This window comes from Tepidimonas sp. HKU78, assembly GCF_049860815.1.
In the GTDB taxonomy this organism is placed as follows: domain Bacteria; phylum Pseudomonadota; class Gammaproteobacteria; order Burkholderiales; family Burkholderiaceae_C; genus Tepidimonas.
Genome location: NZ_CP187547.1, coordinates 58,994 through 74,169 on the forward strand (window position 1 = coordinate 58,994; position 15,176 = coordinate 74,169).

General features: G+C 66.8%; 15 protein-coding genes and 1 tRNA gene. 4 read left to right on the plus strand and 12 right to left on the minus strand.

Annotated elements, in window-relative coordinates; all coding sequences use genetic code 11:
• Positions 1–6: 6 nt before the first annotated feature.
• From rssA to ACPYIS_RS00290, 3 genes are read right to left on the minus strand one after another with little or no spacing between them, the layout of a single operon-like run.
• Complete coding sequence (gene rssA / locus ACPYIS_RS00280; RefSeq protein ID WP_424895242.1) at positions 7–987, minus strand: patatin-like phospholipase RssA; 981 nt, start codon at positions 985–987, stop codon at positions 7–9.
• Positions 988–992: 5 nt separating this feature from the next.
• On the minus strand, positions 993–1,631 hold the full coding sequence (locus tag ACPYIS_RS00285) for a CoA transferase subunit B (RefSeq protein ID WP_299018687.1): 639 nt from the start codon (positions 1,629–1,631) through the stop codon (positions 993–995).
• Between the two features lie 11 nt (positions 1,632–1,642).
• Entirely contained in the window at positions 1,643–2,347 is a 705-nt protein-coding gene (locus tag ACPYIS_RS00290; RefSeq protein WP_299018685.1) for a CoA transferase subunit A, read from the minus strand.
• A 90-nt stretch (positions 2,348–2,437) separates the two neighbouring features.
• Between ACPYIS_RS00290 and ACPYIS_RS00295 the strand changes: the two genes are divergently transcribed.
• The gene (locus ACPYIS_RS00295; RefSeq protein ID WP_424894401.1) at positions 2,438–3,010 is read left to right on the plus strand and encodes a LuxR C-terminal-related transcriptional regulator; all 573 of its coding nucleotides are present in this window, start codon (positions 2,438–2,440) and stop codon (positions 3,008–3,010) included.
• 128 nt (positions 3,011–3,138) lie between these two features.
• Here ACPYIS_RS00295 and queF read toward each other — a convergent pair whose 3' ends face one another.
• From queF to ACPYIS_RS00325, 6 genes are all read right to left on the minus strand, one after another.
• The gene (queF, locus tag ACPYIS_RS00300) at positions 3,139–4,026 is read right to left on the minus strand and encodes an NADPH-dependent 7-cyano-7-deazaguanine reductase QueF (protein ID WP_424858799.1); all 888 of its coding nucleotides are present in this window, start codon (positions 4,024–4,026) and stop codon (positions 3,139–3,141) included.
• 7 nt (positions 4,027–4,033) lie between these two features.
• Positions 4,034–4,882, minus strand: a complete 849-nt coding sequence (locus ACPYIS_RS00305; RefSeq protein WP_424894400.1) for a 2OG-Fe(II) oxygenase — start codon at positions 4,880–4,882, stop codon at positions 4,034–4,036.
• A 20-nt stretch (positions 4,883–4,902) separates the two neighbouring features.
• A complete protein-coding gene (yaaA, locus tag ACPYIS_RS00310) occupies positions 4,903–5,679 on the minus strand; it encodes a peroxide stress protein YaaA (protein ID WP_424894399.1) in 777 nt (258 codons plus the stop codon).
• Between the two features lie 49 nt (positions 5,680–5,728).
• On the minus strand, positions 5,729–6,322 hold the full coding sequence (locus tag ACPYIS_RS00315; protein ID WP_299019911.1) for a DUF3501 family protein: 594 nt from the start codon (positions 6,320–6,322) through the stop codon (positions 5,729–5,731).
• Between the two features lie 48 nt (positions 6,323–6,370).
• Positions 6,371–7,720, minus strand: a complete 1,350-nt coding sequence (locus ACPYIS_RS00320; RefSeq protein WP_424894398.1) for a heterodisulfide reductase-related iron-sulfur binding cluster — start codon at positions 7,718–7,720, stop codon at positions 6,371–6,373.
• Between the two features lie 135 nt (positions 7,721–7,855).
• A complete protein-coding gene (locus tag ACPYIS_RS00325; RefSeq protein WP_424894397.1) occupies positions 7,856–8,278 on the minus strand; it encodes a rubrerythrin family protein in 423 nt (140 codons plus the stop codon).
• A 231-nt stretch (positions 8,279–8,509) separates the two neighbouring features.
• Here ACPYIS_RS00325 and ACPYIS_RS00330 point away from each other — a divergent pair, with 231 nt between their 5' ends.
• Positions 8,510–11,461, plus strand: coding sequence for a valine--tRNA ligase (locus tag ACPYIS_RS00330; RefSeq protein WP_424894396.1), 2,952 nt, complete (start codon positions 8,510–8,512; stop codon positions 11,459–11,461).
• 130 nt (positions 11,462–11,591) lie between these two features.
• Here ACPYIS_RS00330 and ACPYIS_RS00335 read toward each other — a convergent pair whose 3' ends face one another.
• Together ACPYIS_RS00335 and cysM are read right to left on the minus strand one after the other, a co-directional pair.
• The gene (locus ACPYIS_RS00335) at positions 11,592–11,819 is read right to left on the minus strand and encodes a sulfurtransferase TusA family protein (protein ID WP_424858796.1); all 228 of its coding nucleotides are present in this window, start codon (positions 11,817–11,819) and stop codon (positions 11,592–11,594) included.
• A gap of 91 nt (positions 11,820–11,910) precedes the next feature.
• A complete protein-coding gene (gene cysM, locus ACPYIS_RS00340; protein WP_424860174.1) occupies positions 11,911–12,816 on the minus strand; it encodes a cysteine synthase CysM in 906 nt (301 codons plus the stop codon).
• A gap of 142 nt (positions 12,817–12,958) precedes the next feature.
• Between cysM and ACPYIS_RS00345 the strand changes: the two genes are divergently transcribed.
• Positions 12,959–13,045: transfer RNA gene (locus ACPYIS_RS00345), tRNA-Leu, on the plus strand.
• A 46-nt stretch (positions 13,046–13,091) separates the two neighbouring features.
• Here the strand turns inward: ACPYIS_RS00345 and ACPYIS_RS00350 are convergent.
• A complete protein-coding gene (locus ACPYIS_RS00350) occupies positions 13,092–14,018 on the minus strand; it encodes an SDR family oxidoreductase (protein WP_299019859.1) in 927 nt (308 codons plus the stop codon).
• Between the two features lie 98 nt (positions 14,019–14,116).
• Here ACPYIS_RS00350 and ACPYIS_RS00355 point away from each other — a divergent pair, with 98 nt between their 5' ends.
• Positions 14,117–15,154, plus strand: coding sequence for a CDP-6-deoxy-delta-3,4-glucoseen reductase (locus tag ACPYIS_RS00355; RefSeq protein ID WP_299019861.1), 1,038 nt, complete (start codon positions 14,117–14,119; stop codon positions 15,152–15,154).
• The last annotated feature ends 22 nt before the right edge of the window (positions 15,155–15,176 follow it).

Sequence of the window (15,176 nt, forward strand, 5' to 3'; positions counted from 1 at the left end):
ACACCGCTAGAGCGACGGATCGGCGACACCGCCCCCCACGAGACCAAGGCCGATCGCCTCGCGGAGGGCGCCCAGCGCTTGCTCGGCCGCCTTGCGGCCGGCGGCGATGGCCGGCGCTGCGCGGTGAAAATCCATCGCCGCGATGTCGGCCAGCATGGGGCGGATGACGACGTCGGCCGGCTCGCCCGCCAGGCGACTTTGGGTGATGCGCCACTGCACGATATTCATGCTGGTGACCATCACGTCCAACAACGAAGGCGCCTCGGGGCCTGTTTCGTCATCGCGGGCATCATCCGCCGAACGTCCGCGCAGTCGCCCCCACACCCCATCGAGCAGCCCGCGCGCGCGGCTGCGGCCGCGCCCCACCACCCGCTGGCGGCGGCGCATCAGGTCCCAGTTCAGGTCCACGGCGATGATGATCTCGGCCCCCATGGCGCGCGCCAGCGAGACCGGCACTGGGTTGACCAGACCACCGTCCACCAACAGCCGCCCCTGGGCGCGCGCTGGCGTGAATACCCCTGGGATGGCAATCGAGGCGCGCACCGCGTCGATCACCGGCCCTTGCTGCAACCACACCTCGCGCCCCGTGGCCAGGTCGGTTGCCACGCAGCCAAACGGTTTGGGCAAGGCTTCGATGCCGCCATCGACGAAGCGCTCGCGAAAAAACGCGACCAGCTTGCCGCCCTCGATCAGTCCGCCGCCCAGCTTGAGGTCGATCAGGCCCACCACCTGCTGCCAGCCCAGCGAGCGCACCCAGGGCTCGAGGCGGTCCAACTCGCCCGCCGCGTACGCCGCCCCCACCAGCGCGCCAATGGAGGTGCCGCAGACGATGTCGGGCTCGATGCCCACCTCTTGCAGCACGCGCAGCACGCCGATGTGCGCCCAGCCGCGGGCGGCGCCGCTACCCAGCGCCAGCCCGACGCGGGGACGGGCGCTGGCGGCCCCGGGGGCACGCACACGCGGGGCTTGCGAGCCGTCGGCCGGCACGGCGGTCACAGCAGCGGCACGCCCGTTTTGCTCTGGATGAACTCGCGCGTCACCCCCGGCGCCAGTTCCACCAGCTTCAGCCCCTCGGGCGTGACGTCCATCACACCCAGATCGGTGATGATCCGATCGACCACGCCCTTTCCGGTCAGCGGCAGCGTGCACTCGGGCAGGATCTTCAAATCCTCGGTGCCGTCCTTCTTACGCGCCACGTGCTCCATGAGCACGATCACGCGCTTGACGCCGGCCACCAGGTCCATGGCGCCGCCCATGCCCTTGACCATCTTGCCGGGGATCATCCAGTTGGCCAGGTCGCCCTTGTGCGTGACCTGCATCGCACCCAGGATCGACAGGTTGATCTTGCCCCCGCGAATCATGGCAAAGCTCTGGTCCGAGCTGAAGATGGACGAGCCGGGGATGCACGTCACCGTCTGCTTGCCGGCGTTGATCAGGTCGGGGTCCACCTCATCCTCGTAAGGGAAGGGGCCGATGCCCAGCATGCCGTTTTCGCTTTGCAGCCAGACCTCGATGTGGTCGGGCACGTGGTTGGCCACCAGCGTCGGGATGCCGATGCCGAGGTTGACATAGAAGCCGTCTTGCAATTCTTGCGCCGCGCGGGCGGCCATCTGGTCTTGGGTCCAAGGCATGGTCGGGCTCCTCACACTTTGCGGTCGCGGGTGGTGCGCTTCTCGATGCGCTTCTCGGGCGTGGGGTTGTGCACGATGCGGTGCACATAAATGCCGGGCAGGTGCACGTCGTCCGGGTCGATGGCGCCAGTGGGCACGATGCGCTCGACCTCGACGATGCAGATTTTGCCCGCCGTCGCCACCGCCGGGTTGAAGTTGCGCGCCGTGCGGCGAAAGCGCAGATTGCCCGCCAAATCGGCCACGTCCGCCTTGACGAGCGATACGTCCGGAAACAGCGCCTGCTCCATGATGTACGTCTCGCCGTTGAAGGTGCGGTGCTCCTTGCCCTCGGCGACGATGGTGCCCACCCCGGTCTTGGTGAAAAACGCCGGAATGCCCGCGCCACCGGCGCGCAGCTTCTCGGCCAGCGTGCCCTGTGGCGTGAACTCGAGTTCCAGCTCGCCCGCCAGATACTGCCGCTCGAACTCCTTGTTCTCGCCCACGTAGCTGGAGATCATCTTCTTGATCTGGCGCGTCTCCAGCAGCTTGCCCAGGCCGAAGCCATCGACGCCCGCGTTGTTGGAGATGACCGTCAGGTTCTTCACGCCGCTGTCGCGCAGCGCGTCGATGAGCGCCTCGGGGATGCCGCACAGGCCAAAGCCGCCGACCGCGATGAGCTGCCCATCGGCCACCACGCCCTCGAGGGCGGCAGCGGCGCTGGGGTAAACCTTGTTCATGCTCGCACGCTCCTGTCCATAAAGTGGATAAGAACCGTACGATACTACGTCATCGTGTACGTAGGATTGCCTACGGTCCAACCCCAAGCCGTGACCCCGCCCCTGCCCACCCTAGACGACTACCGACTCGCCTTCGAGCTGGCACCGGTTGGGCTGGCCCTGTCGCGCCACCGCATCATGGTCGACTGCAACCAGGCCATGTGCGACATCTTTGGCGCCAGCCGCGAACAGCTCGTGGGCCAGAGCTTTCGCCTCCTGTATCCCAGCGCCGACGAGTTCGAGCGCATCGGCGAGCGCATCGCCCCCATCCTCAACGCCCACGGGCAGTACAGCGACGAGCGCATCATGCGCCGCGTCGGCGGGCGCTTTGCCGGGCAGACGTTCTGGTGCCACGTCAGCGGCCGTGCGCTGGATCGTGCCGATCCACACGCCGCCGGCATCTGGAGTTTCGAAGACCTCTCGGCGCGCCGACCGGTCACGGTCGCGCTCACCCCTCGCGAGCGCGAGATCGCCGCACTCGTCATGAAAGGACTGACGGCCAAACAGGCGGCCAAGGTGCTGGGCATCAGCCCGCGCACGGTCGAAGTGCACCGCGCGCGCCTGATGCGCAAGGTGCAGGCGCGCAGCACGGTGGAGCTGGTGCAACGGCTGCTGACCGGATGAGCCGACCGCTTGTCCCCGCCGCCTGTGGGCGAGGCTGTGGACAAACCGCCGAACAAACCGGGAAAGCCCGCCGCGTCAAGGCCTGCATCAGACTGCCCGTTTTTTCAGCAACCCGCGCTCGCTGCGGATCACTGCCGCGCCGTGCGCGCGTGCGTCGGCAGCGGCTGCGGGTGGCTCGTGCGCCAGGGGTTGATGTCGAGCCCACCGCGGCGCGTGTAGCGCGCGAGCACACTCAGGCGAATGGGGCGGCAGCGCGTCCATATGTCCATGTAGATGCGCTCGACGCACTGCTCGTGGAACTCCTGGTGCTGACGAAAACTGACCAGGTAGCGCAGTAACCCCTCCTGGTCGATGGGCGCGCCGCTGTAGGCAATCTGGATGCTGCCCCAATCGGGCTGGCCGGTCACCAGGCAGTTGCTCTTGAGCAGGTCGCTCGTCAACACCTCTTGCACCGGGGGCTGGTCAGGGTCGGCACGCAACCACTCGGGCGCGGGCTGGTAGTCGGTGCAATCGACGTCGAGCCGATCCAGGCTCAAGCCGGGCAGGGTTTGCACCGTTTGCGCGCCCCACTCGTGCGGCAAGAGCAAGCGCACACCCACGCTGCCGGGCGCCTGGTCACTGCCGCGCCACAGCGCCTCGGCCAGATCGACGCGCAGGCGCTCGCGCACCGCCTCGGCACTCGCAAACGGCGTTTGGTGGTAGCTGTTGAGGTAGAGCTTGAAGGACTTGCTCTCGATCAGGTTGGGCGACTCGGCGGGGATGGTGAAGTGTGCGATGGCGACCTGCGGCTTGCCACGCGGGTTGAGCCAACTCAGCTCGAACGCCGTCCACAGATCCGCGCCGGTGAACGGCAGGGTGCCGGTGATGCCGATCTCGGCGCGCTTGGGCGCGCGCGGCAGTGGGCACAGCAAGGTAGGGTCGTAGTTGTCGATATACGTGCTGGCGCGGCCCAACGGGGCCTGCGCCAAGCCAGGCAAATCAGCCGCCGCGGCAGGGGGCGTCGCAGACAGGGACATCATCGGTTCAGGGAGTGAATTCGGACTCGCGCAGCCACTTGGTGGCCACCCATTTCTCGCCCTCCAGCACGGGCGCGCCGCCATGCAGCGTCAGCGTGGCGGGGTCGGGCTGGTCGTAGGCAAAAAAAACCGCATGCCCGCGCTGTGGCATCACCTCCAGCCCAACGTCTGGAAACGTGGTGCCACCGCCGCGCACCGGCTCGTTCAGGTAAATCACCAGCGTGGCCACGCGCTGCCCGCCACGCTCGGTGATGCGCGCGGTGCCAGGCGCATTGGGGTCGAAGTAGTCGTAGTGGGGTTTGTATTCCGCGCCTGGCCGGTAGCGCAGCACTTGCAACCCCTCGCCGTTTTCCACCGGCCAGTGCACCAGGCGGCTCAGGCGCGCCTCGATGCGCTGGATCAGCGGCGACTCGCCGCGACGAAAAAACATGCCATCGCTGGTGCGGTCGGCGTTGAGCTCCTCGCCACCGGTCTTGGTCTGCACGGTGCGCGAGCGCTTCAGGCGTGGCTCGGCGGCACGTATCAGCGCCGCGCATTCTTCATCCGACAAGACGTTGCCCAAAACCGCCAGCCGCGGCCGGCGCAGGCTCACGTGGACGGTGACGATACGGTCGCCCACGTCCATGGCGCGCGGCGATCCATCCAAGACCAGATGGGGCCGCACGGGTGCCGCGGGCGGCACCGGCTGCGGCAGCGTGCGCACGAACCCCTCCAGCGCGTCCTCCATGGCGTCGAGCGCCACGGCCTCCTCCCAACCGGCGGCGCGCATGGCCTGCAACACCGACTCCGGCGTGCAGCCGGCGCGTGCCTGTTGCACGATCCATGCCTTCAGCTCTGGGGTCACGTGCTGCGCCATGGCTGAATCTCCCGCGCCGCTCAGGCGGGACGCGCCTCGCGCCGGAACACCAACCGCTCGGGGGTGGAGACCTCGGGCGCGTAGCGGTAGCCCTCGCTGTCGAAGCCCTGCAAGTCCTCGACACGGCTCGCGCGGTGCAATGCGGCCCAACGTGTCATGAGCCCACGCGCACGCTTGGCGGCAAAGCTGATGATTTTGTAGCCCGTACCGCGGCGCTCCTCGAAAACACAGGTCACCACGCGCGCCTGCAGTACGGCCAGGTCGACCGCCTTGAAGTACTCCTCGCTGGCCAGGTTGACGACGATACCATCGTCCTGTGCCACGCGCTCGTTGAGGTACTGCGCGATGCGGCCACCCCAAAATTGATAAAGATTGCGTCCGCGCGGTGTGGCCAGCCGGGTGCCCATCTCCAGCCGATAGGGCTGCATCCGATCCAGCGGCCGCAACACGCCGTACAGGCCGCTCAAGATGCACACATGCGCTTGCAGCCAGTCCAGGTCGTCTTCGCTCAACGAGCGCGCGTCGAGCCCCTCGTACACATCGCCGTTGAAGGCCAGCACCGCTGGGCGGCTGTTCTCGGGTGTGAAAACTGGCTGCCACGCCTGGTAGCGCGCCACGTTGAGCGCCGCGAGCGTATCGCTCAAATCCATCAGCTCCGCCACCTGCTGCGGCGAGAGGGTGCGCAGCACCTCGATGAGCTGCGCCGCCTCGGGGATGAACAACGGCTCGGTCGCGCGCTGCGTGGTCAGGGGCGATTCGACATCCAGCGCCTTGGCGGGAGAGAGCAAAAAAATCATGCCCGTATCCTACCGCCAACGCGGCACCCCGCGCCAACGGCGTGCCCCCTCAATCGTTCAGGTCGCCAGCCAGGCTCGCCAGCGTCTCGGGCGGGATTTGCACGTGCGCCGGGTAGTGAGTGTGGTCGCACCCCAGCTTGACCGCCGCCCCCGCCTTGACCGCGGCGCGCATCGCGGGCGTGAGCTCGAAGCGCAAAAAGTGCACCGCCGAGGTCTTGTCCTCGGTTTCGCGGTCCAGGTCCTCGTCGGCGATGGCATAGACGCGACCGTGCCCCTCGATCTCGACGAACATGCGGTCCTCGATGCCGATCAGGCGCGCCAGCTCCCGACGCCGCTCGTGGACGTCGGGGTACTCGATCATGAGGGTCGCCTTCCAATTGGTGCCGTCGGGCACCAGTGGGGCATAAGCGTCGATCTCGTCCTGAATGCCCTCTTCCTCGAAGATTTTTTCGATGCGCAGCATCTCCTGGATCTGGTAGCGCATCGACAGCTCGCTCTCGAACTGCACACTCAAGTGCTCGCCCAGACGCACCGTGCGCAGCTTGCGGTGCGCGATCACCTCGGGCTTGTGCACCTTGCGCCACTTGGCATACGCTTCCAGTGGCATGAGCGTCTCGCGCGTGATCTTGCCGGTCAGTTGCATGGTGGTGATCATGGTCTCGCTCCAGTCGGATCGTCTCGGGCCTCGGACTCACTTCAACCCATACGCGGTGGCCAGCAGCGTCAGCGGATGCGCCAGCTGGGGGGTGCCCAACTGGTTGACCTCGAATCCCTGCGCGATGTGGTGCCCGCCCAGCGGGCAATCGGAGCTGATGTAATCCGGCGCACTGCCGTCCTTCCATTGCGCCATGGCCTTGAAAACGGGCTTGCCGATTTTCATCGCGACCGGGTGCGTCGCTTTCTTGACGCCATAGGTGCCGGCATGGCCCGAGCAGCGCTCGATCGTCTGCACCTGCGTGCCCGGAATGGACTTGAGCAGCTCCTCGGTGCGTCGGCCGATGTTTTGCACCCGGCCGTGACAGGGGATCTGATAGCTGACCTTACCCAGTGGCCGCGGGAAGTCGGTTTTGAGCAGCCCGTCGCGCCGGCGCGCGGTCAGGTACTCGAAGGGATCCCACATGGCTTCCTTGACCGCCTGCACGTCGGGATCGTCCGGAAACATGAGCGGGATCTCTTGTTTGAACATCAGCGTGCAGCTCGGCACCGCGCTCAGGATCGCGTAGCCCTCACGCGCATAGCGCGCCAGCACCGGAATGTTGGCCTCCTTGGCCGCCGCCACGGACTGCAGATCGCCCAGCTCCAGCTTGGGCATGCCACAGCAGCGCTCTTTCTCGACCAGCGTGTACGCAATGCCGTTGTGCGCCAGCACCCGTAGCAGGTCCAGGCCGATGCCGGGTTCGTTGTAGTTGACGTAGCAGGTCGAAAAAATCGCCACCTTGCCCGGCGTGCGCTCGCCGTCGATCGCCTGGGAGGTCGGTGACTCGGGCGCGGCGCGGCGGAAGGTCTTGGCGGCCAGCTCGGGCATCCACGCGTCGCGGTGCACGCCCAGGGCGCTCTCCATCAACGCCCGCGCGGGCTTGGTACGGTTGACGGCGTTGACCGTCTGCACCACGATCGGGATGCCAGCCAGGCTGCCGTGCACGTCGGTGGAGGCCAGAAACTTCTCGGCCGCTTTGACCTTGCCCTGGCGAAACTTGATCGCCTTGGCACGCAGCATGGTGTGCGGAAAGTCCAGGTTCCACTCGTGCGGCGGCGTATACGGACACTTGGTCATGTAGCACAGGTCGCACATGTAACACTGGTCGACCACTTTCCAGTAGTCGGCCTTATCCACGCCGTCGAGTTCACCGGTCTTGCCCTCGTCGATCAGATCGAACAGGGTCGGAAAGGCCGCGCACAGGCTCACGCAGCGACGACAGCCGTGGCAAATGTCGAAGATGCGCTCCAGTTCGGCGAAGCACTTGTCCTCGTCGTAGAACTCGGGATTCTTCCAGTCCAGCGGGTGTCGGGTCGGGGGCTCGAGGTTGCCTTCGCGCGCCATGGCGGGTGTCTCCTGAAGGGGGCCGCCGTGGGTCCGGCGGCTCGTTGTGCAAAAACCGGCCCGCGGGGGATTGGCGCCCGCCACCCGCGGCGGATGGCGCACAGCGACGGCCCCGCGGGTTACCGGGGTGGCGGATCAGTCGACCAGTTCGGCCAGCGCCTTGGCATAGCGGTTGGCATGCGAGCGCTCGGCCTTCGCCAGCGTCTCGAACCAGTCCGCGATCTCGTCGAAGCCTTCCTCGCGCGCGATCTTGGCCATGCCGGGGTACATGTCGGTGTACTCGTGCGTCTCGCCGGCCACGGCGGACTCGAGGTTCTGGCGCGTGGTGCCGATCGGCATACCGGTGGCCGGGTCGCCCGATTGCTCCAAAAACTCCAGATGGCCATGGGCATGGCCCGTCTCGCCTTCGGCGGTGGAGCGGAACAGTGCGGCGATGTCGTTTTGACCCTCGACGTCGGCCTTGTTGGCGAAGTACAGGTAACGGCGGTTGGCCATCGATTCGCCCGCGAAGGCGTCTTTCAAGCACTGCTCGGTTTTGGAACCTTTGAGTTGCGGCATGGTTGTCTCTCCTGGTAGGGTGGTATCTCGAATGCGCCACCGACCACCATAGTCAGCGGCACGGAGCAACCATACCCTCAGGGCTCGCTGACGTCCAGCGGCTCGCGTCTATGCCGTTCATTGAGGGGATCAATCACGTCGTCATTCGTGCGTCACATCCACCCCGCCTTCTACAATCAGGGTTTTTGCCCCGCCGTGGGGCGCGCCCTCCCATCTGCTTTGTCGATCGCCATGTCCGATTCCGTTGCCCAACCCGGCCTGCAGAGCCTGTCCAAATCGTTCGACCCCGCCGCCGTGGAACGCCGCTGGGGCCCCGAGTGGGAAGCGCGCGGCTACGGCTGTGCCGGCTGGCGCGGCACTGGGCAACCGCAGCCCGATGCGCCAGCGTTTGCCATCCAGCTGCCGCCACCCAACGTCACCGGCACGCTGCACATGGGGCATGCGTTCAACCAGACCATCATGGACAGCCTGACGCGCTACCACCGCATGCGCGGCGCGAACACGGTGTGGATTCCCGGCACCGACCACGCCGGCATCGCCACCCAGATCGTGGTCGAGCGGCAGCTGCAGGCGCAAGGGCTCACCCGGCACGACCTCGGGGCCACGCCGGAGGAGGCGCGCAAAAATTTCGTCGCGCGCGTGTGGGAGTGGAAAGAAAAGAGCGGCAACACCATCACTCAGCAGATGCGCCGGCTGGGCGACAGCGTGGACTGGAGCCGTGAATACTTCACGATGGACGAGCGGCTGTCGCGCGTGGTCACCGAGACCTTCGTGCGCCTGTACGAACAGGGGCTGATTTACCGCGGCAAGCGCCTGGTCAACTGGGACCCGGTGCTCATGAGCGCGGTGTCGGACCTGGAGGTCGAAAGCGAGGAGGAAGACGGCCACCTGTGGCACATCGCCTACCCGCTGGCCAGCGGCGAAGGCCAGCTCGTCGTGGCCACCACACGCCCCGAAACCCTGCTGGGCGACGTCGCCGTCATGGTGCATCCCGACGACGAGCGCTACGCCCACCTGGTGGGGCAGTACGTGAAGCTGCCGCTGTGCGGGCGCGAGATTCCCATCATCGCCGACGCCTATGTCGATCCCAGCTTCGGCACTGGCGTGGTCAAAGTCACGCCCGCGCACGACCCCAACGACTACGCGGTGGGCCAGCGCCACGCGTTGCCGCTCATCCCCATCTTCCACCTGGACGCCACGGTCAACGACAACGCCCCGGCCGCGTACCGGGGGCTGGATCGCTTCGAGGCGCGGCGGCGCGTGCTCGCCGACCTGCAAGCCGCCGGGCTGCTGGTGGCCACCCGCCCCCACCGCCTGATGGTGCCGCGCTGCGCGCGTACTGGCCAGATCGTCGAGCCGATGCTGACCGACCAGTGGTTCGTCGCCATGACGCGGATCAGCCCGCAGGATCCCAGCGGCAAGAGCATCGCGCAAAAGGCCATCGACGCCGTCGCCAGCGGGCAGGTGCGCTTCGTGCCTGAGAACTGGGTCAACACCTTCAACCAGTGGATGGCCAACATCCAGGATTGGTGTATCAGCCGCCAACTTTGGTGGGGCCACCAGATTCCGGCCTGGTACGACGCCGAAGGCAACGTCTATGTGGCGCGCAGCGAGGCCAACGCCCAGGCTCAGTTCGACGCCTACCTGGCACACCTGAGCCCCGCGCAGCGCGAGCCACTGCGCCAGGCGGGCCTGCGCCGCGACCCCGACGTGCTCGACACCTGGTACTCCAGCGCGCTGGTGCCGTTTTCCACGCTGGGCTGGCCCGACAGCCTCGACGATCCCCAACCGCTCAAGGACTACGACCTCTACCTGCCCAGCACGGTGCTGGTCACGGGCTACGACATCATCTTCTTTTGGGTGGCGCGCATGATCATGATGACCACCCACTTCACGGGGCGCGTGCCGTTTCGCCACGTCTACATCCATGGTCTGGTGCGCGACGCCCAGGGCCGCAAAATGAGCAAGAGCGAAGGCAACGTGCTCGACCCCGTGGACCTGATCGATGGCATCGACCTGCCGACGCTGCTCGAGAAGCGCACCACCGGCCTGCGCAAGCCAGAGACGGCACCGGCCATTCGCCGCGCCACCGAGAAAGAGTTCCCGCAGGGCATTCCCGCGTACGGCGCCGATGCACTGCGCTTTACCTTCGCCGCGTTGGCGTCGCTTGGGCGCAGCATCAACTTCGACAGCAAGCGCTGCGAGGGCTACCGCAACTTCTGCAACAAGCTCTGGAACGCGACGCGCTTCGTGCTCATGCACTGCGAGGGCCACGACTGCGGCCTGGCCGAGCACACGCCCGACCAGTGCGCGCCGGGCGGGCCGTTCCACGGCTATTTGAGCTTCTCCGCGGCCGATCGCTGGATCGTCTCGCGCCTGCAACGAGTGGAGGCCGCCGTCGCGCAGGGATTTGCCGACTACCGGCTCGACCTGGTGGCCAATGCCATCTACAGCTATGTCTGGGACGAGTTTTGCGACTGGTACCTGGAAATCGCCAAGGTGCAGCTGCAAACGGGCGACGCGGCGCAACAGCGTGCCACCCGTCGCACGCTCATCCGCACACTGGAGACCGTGCTGCGGCTCGCGCACCCCATCATCCCCTTCATCACCGAGGAGCTGTGGCAAAAGGTGGCGCCCGTCGCCGGACGCGCTGGCCCCTCGGTGAGCATCGCCCCCTACCCCGAGGCGCAGCCGCAGCGCATCGACGAGCACGCCGAGGCCGAGGTCGCCCGCCTGCAAGCGATGGTGGAGGCGTGCCGCCGCCTGCGCGGCGAGATGGGCGTCTCACCCGCGCAGCGGCTGCCGCTGTATGTCGTGGGCGAGAGCGCCTTCGTGCAGCGCTGGCAAGCCGTGCTGCAGGCGCTGGCCAAACTGAGCGAAGTGCGCCTCTTTGCCGATGAAGCAGCGTGGGCCGAGGCGGCACAGGCCGCCCCCGTGGCAGTCGTGGGCGAGGCCCGCCTGTGCCTGTTCATGGCCATCGACGTGGCGGCCGAGCGCGCCCGGCTGGACAAAGAAATCGCTCGCCTGCAAGGCGAAATCGCCAAGGCGCAGGGCAAATTGGCCAACGAATCGTTCGTCGCGCTCGCACCGGCTGCCGTCATCGAGCAGGAGCGCCAGCGCCTGGCCGACTTCAGCGCGACGCTGACCAAAGTGCAGGCGCAGCGCGCGCGTCTGGGCGACTAAAAGAACGCCTCAGCCGGTGGCGCGTTGCGCGCAGTGGAAAAAAGCAACGGCCCGTCCATGGGCCGTTTGACCGGAGGTACCAGCGGCTTCGGGGTGGAATACCCCGGCACAGCCATCAGGCACCGAACACTCAGCGACGCTTGAGGATCGACACGTAATCGGACCCGATCGTTTCCTGGTGCAGCAGCTCGTTGCCCGTTTGCTTGGCAAAGGCCTGAAAGTCGCGCACCGACCCGGCATCGGTGGCAATTACCTTGAGCACTTGACCGCTGGCCATCTCCGCCAGCGCTTTCTTGGCCTTGAGAATCGGCAGCGGACAGTTCAGCCCGCGCGCGTCCACTTCACGGTCGATATTCATCAATCGCAACTCCGTTTAGAGCCAGCCATTTTACGGTGGCACCCCGCGCCTTGCCGCCTCGACAGGAAAAACCCCATCAGGGATAACCCGTTCATGCCGGGAATACCCCGGTCGAGAGGTAGCGATCGCCGCGGTCGCACACCACGAAGACGATGGTGGCGTTGGCCTCGCGCTGGGCGATTTGTTGCGCCACCCAACACGCCCCAGCGGCCGAGACGCCGGCGAAGATCCCTTCCTCGCGCGCCAGGCGTCGGCACATCTCCTCCGCATCGGCCTGGCTGACGTACACCAGCTCATCGACGCCGGACGGGTCATAGATCTTGGGCAGATATTCCGGCGGCCACTTGCGAATGCCCGGGATGCGCGAGCCCTCAGCCGGTTGCGCCCCGATGATGCGAATGGCGGGGTTTTGCTCCTTCAGATAGCGCGACACGCCCGTAATCGTGCCTGTGGTGCCCATGGCGCTGACGAAATGCGTGATGCGCCCGCCCGTCTGCCTCCAGATCTCGGGGCCCGTCGTTTCGTAGTGGATGCGCGGGTTGTCGGGGTTGGCGAACTGGTCGAGGACTTTGCCCTTGCCCTCCTTCTCCAGCTTGTCGGCTAGATCGCGCGCATATTCCATGCCCCCGCTCTTGGGCGTGAGGATGAGCTCGGCGCCAAACGCCTTCATCGTCTGCGCGCGCTCGATCGACAAGTCTTCCGGCATGATGAGCACCATGCGGTAGCCGCGGATGGCCGCCGCCATGGCCAACGCGATGCCCGTGTTGCCGCTGGTCGCTTCGATCAGGGTGTCACCAGGGCGGATCTCGCCGCGCTCCTCGGCGCGCCGGATCATCGACAGCGCGGGGCGATCCTTGACCGAGCCGGCCGGGTTGTTGCCCTCGAGCTTACCCAGCACGACGTTGCCACGGGCGCGGTTGTCGGGCTCACCGATGCGCTGCAACGCCACCAGCGGGGTGTTGCCCACTGCATCCTCGATGGTGGGGTAGCGCCGCAGCGCACGGCGACGGGGCGCCGGTGAAGGGGTAGAACGATCGGTCGTCAACGGTGGGGCCATGGAACGCTTCGTATCGGATGGAGCTGACGCCCAGGCGGCGTCAACTGAGGGTTTGAACTGTGCCATAATTTTGGCCTTGTGCGCCGGAGTGGCGAAATAGGTAGACGCAGCAGATTCAAAATCTGCCGGTGGCGACACCGTGCCGGTTCGAGTCCGGCTTCCGGCACCAAACACCTCAGGCCGATCGTGAACCGATCGGCCTTTTCTATGGCGTGTCAGGCACCGACGAAACCCCAACCCTCCTGCACCGTGGGGTAGCGCAGCCGCAGCCCCAGCTCGCGCCCCATACGCTCGTTGCGCAACCGGCGGGATTCGCTCATGAACGACAACAGCATCAGCGGCAGCCGCTGCTCGGCGCCGTCGCGTGCCACACGCGGTGGGCGCGGCAGCCCAAACCCATCGGCCAACAAGTCGAAATAGTCGCCCATTTTGAGCTGCGTGTTGTCGCAGACGTTGATCACACGCTGGGGCCCACCCCGCCACAGCGCGCGCACGCAAGCACGCGCCAAGTCGTCGGCATGGATGTGGTTGGTGTAGACGTCGTCCTCGGGCCGCAGCACCGGGGTGCCTCGCTGCAGGCGCGGCAGCGGACCGTCGGGCCGGTTCGGCGCGTAAATGCCCGGGATGCGCAACAGCGTCACGCGTGCGCCCGTCATGCGCCCCCAAAACCGCCACTGGCGCTCTGCGTCCAACCGCCGCCACGCCCGCGGGGTGGCGGGTGCGGGCATGCGGGTTTCGCTCACCCACTGCCCACCACAGTCGCCATAGACACCGCTGGTCGATCCGTACACGAGCACGGCCGGCGGTTGGCGCAACGCCAGCGCCTGCGCGAGCGCACGCGAGCGGGGGTCGCGCCGCCAGTCAGCCAGTCCCTCGCTCGGCGGGGGCGCCAAATGCAGCACCCGGTGCGCCAAGCCCGCCAGCCGCTGCAGCGTTAGCGGATCGTCGAGATCCCCGCGCAGCGGTGTGATACCGGCAGCGCGCAACAGCGGCACGCGCTCGGGCGACGACGTCAATGCCAGCAACCGCACCCGCCCGGACAGCAGGCGCGCGCTGCGCAGCCCCACGTCGCCGCAGCCCACGATCAATACGCGCTGGCGCCGAAACCGCGCCGGCAGCGCTCCCCCGAATCCATGGAACATGCGCATCCTTTCCCCATGCGCCCCTGGGGCGCCATGGCATTTGCGACAATCGATGTTATCTCTCAGTCTCGTTGGGCCGCTACGGCCACCTTTCCAGTATGACCTTTACCATCACCGTCGAACCCAGTGGCCGCACCTTTGCGGCGACGGAAAGCGAAACCCTGCTGGCTGCCGCCATTCGCCAGGGTATCGGCCTGCCCTACGGCTGCAAGGACGGCGCCTGCGGCTCATGCAAATGCCGCAAGCTCGCCGGCACCGTCACGCACGGCCCGCACCAGTCCAAGGCGCTCAGCGCCGAAGAAGAAGCCGCCGGCCTGATCCTGACCTGCTGCGCCATCGCGCACAGCGACGTGGTGATCGAGTCGCGCCAAGTCACCGAAGCCGGCGCCTTCCCCGTCAAAAAGTTGCCAGTGCGCGTGCAACAACTCGAGCGCGCCGCCCCCGACGTGATGATCGTGCGCCTGCAGCTGCCCGCCAACGACACCTTTCAGTACCACGCCGGGCAGTACGTCGAATTTTTGCTGCGCGACGGCGCGCGCCGCGCCTACTCGATGGCCAACGCCCCGCACACCAGCCAAGCGGGCACGCCCTTCCTCGAGCTGCACATCCGGCACATGCCGGGCGGCAAGTTTACCGACCATGTATTCGGCGCACTCAAAGAAAAGGACATTCTGCGCATCGAGGGGCCGTTTGGCAGCTTTTATCTGCGCGAGGCATCGGACAAACCGATCATCCTGCTCGCGTCGGGCACGGGCTTCGCGCCCATCAAGGCCATCGTGCAGCACATGCAGCACAAAGGCATCGTGCGGCCCACGTGGCTGTACTGGGGGGGACGTCGCCCGCACGACTTGTACCAAGACGCCTGGATCCGCGAGGCAGCAGCCGCGCTGCCGAACCTGACCTACGTCCCCGTGGTATCCGACGCCCTGCCCGAGGACGGCTGGTCGGGTCGCACCGGCTTCGTGCACCAGGCGGTGTTGGCCGATCACCCAGACCTCTCGGGCTTCGAGGTCTATGCGTGCGGCGCGCCCATCGTGGTGGAATCGGCTCGGCGCGACTATGCGGCGGCCGGCCTGCCCGAGGACGCGTTCTACGCCGACGCCTTCACTTCCGAAGCCGACAAGGCGTCTGCCTGAGGGGCTGGCCGTGGCAGCGCCT

What these genes read in the sequence shown, in the direction of transcription:
- ACPYIS_RS00285 (WP_299018687.1), bottom strand. Translation starts at nt 1,631, where the DNA reads ATGCCTTGGACCCAAGACCAGATGGCCGCCCGCGCGGCGCAAGAATTG.
- ACPYIS_RS00290 (WP_299018685.1), bottom strand. Translation starts at nt 2,347, where the DNA reads ATGAACAAGGTTTACCCCAGCGCCGCTGCCGCCCTCGAGGGCGTGGTG.
- queF (WP_424858799.1), bottom strand. Translation starts at nt 4,026, where the DNA reads ATGTCCCTGTCTGCGACGCCCCCTGCCGCGGCGGCTGATTTGCCTGGC.
- ACPYIS_RS00305 (WP_424894400.1), bottom strand. Translation starts at nt 4,882, where the DNA reads ATGGCGCAGCACGTGACCCCAGAGCTGAAGGCATGGATCGTGCAACAG.
- yaaA (WP_424894399.1), bottom strand. Translation starts at nt 5,679, where the DNA reads ATGATTTTTTTGCTCTCTCCCGCCAAGGCGCTGGATGTCGAATCGCCC.
- ACPYIS_RS00315 (WP_299019911.1), bottom strand. Translation starts at nt 6,322, where the DNA reads ATGCAACTGACCGGCAAGATCACGCGCGAGACGCTCATGCCACTGGAA.
- ACPYIS_RS00320 (WP_424894398.1), bottom strand. Translation starts at nt 7,720, where the DNA reads ATGGCGCGCGAAGGCAACCTCGAGCCCCCGACCCGACACCCGCTGGAC.
- ACPYIS_RS00325 (WP_424894397.1), bottom strand. Translation starts at nt 8,278, where the DNA reads ATGCCGCAACTCAAAGGTTCCAAAACCGAGCAGTGCTTGAAAGACGCC.
- ACPYIS_RS00330 (WP_424894396.1), top strand. Translation starts at nt 8,510, where the DNA reads ATGTCCGATTCCGTTGCCCAACCCGGCCTGCAGAGCCTGTCCAAATCG.
- ACPYIS_RS00335 (WP_424858796.1), bottom strand. Translation starts at nt 11,819, where the DNA reads ATGAATATCGACCGTGAAGTGGACGCGCGCGGGCTGAACTGTCCGCTG.
- ACPYIS_RS00350 (WP_299019859.1), bottom strand. Translation starts at nt 14,018, where the DNA reads ATGTTCCATGGATTCGGGGGAGCGCTGCCGGCGCGGTTTCGGCGCCAG.
- ACPYIS_RS00355 (WP_299019861.1), top strand. Translation starts at nt 14,117, where the DNA reads ATGACCTTTACCATCACCGTCGAACCCAGTGGCCGCACCTTTGCGGCG.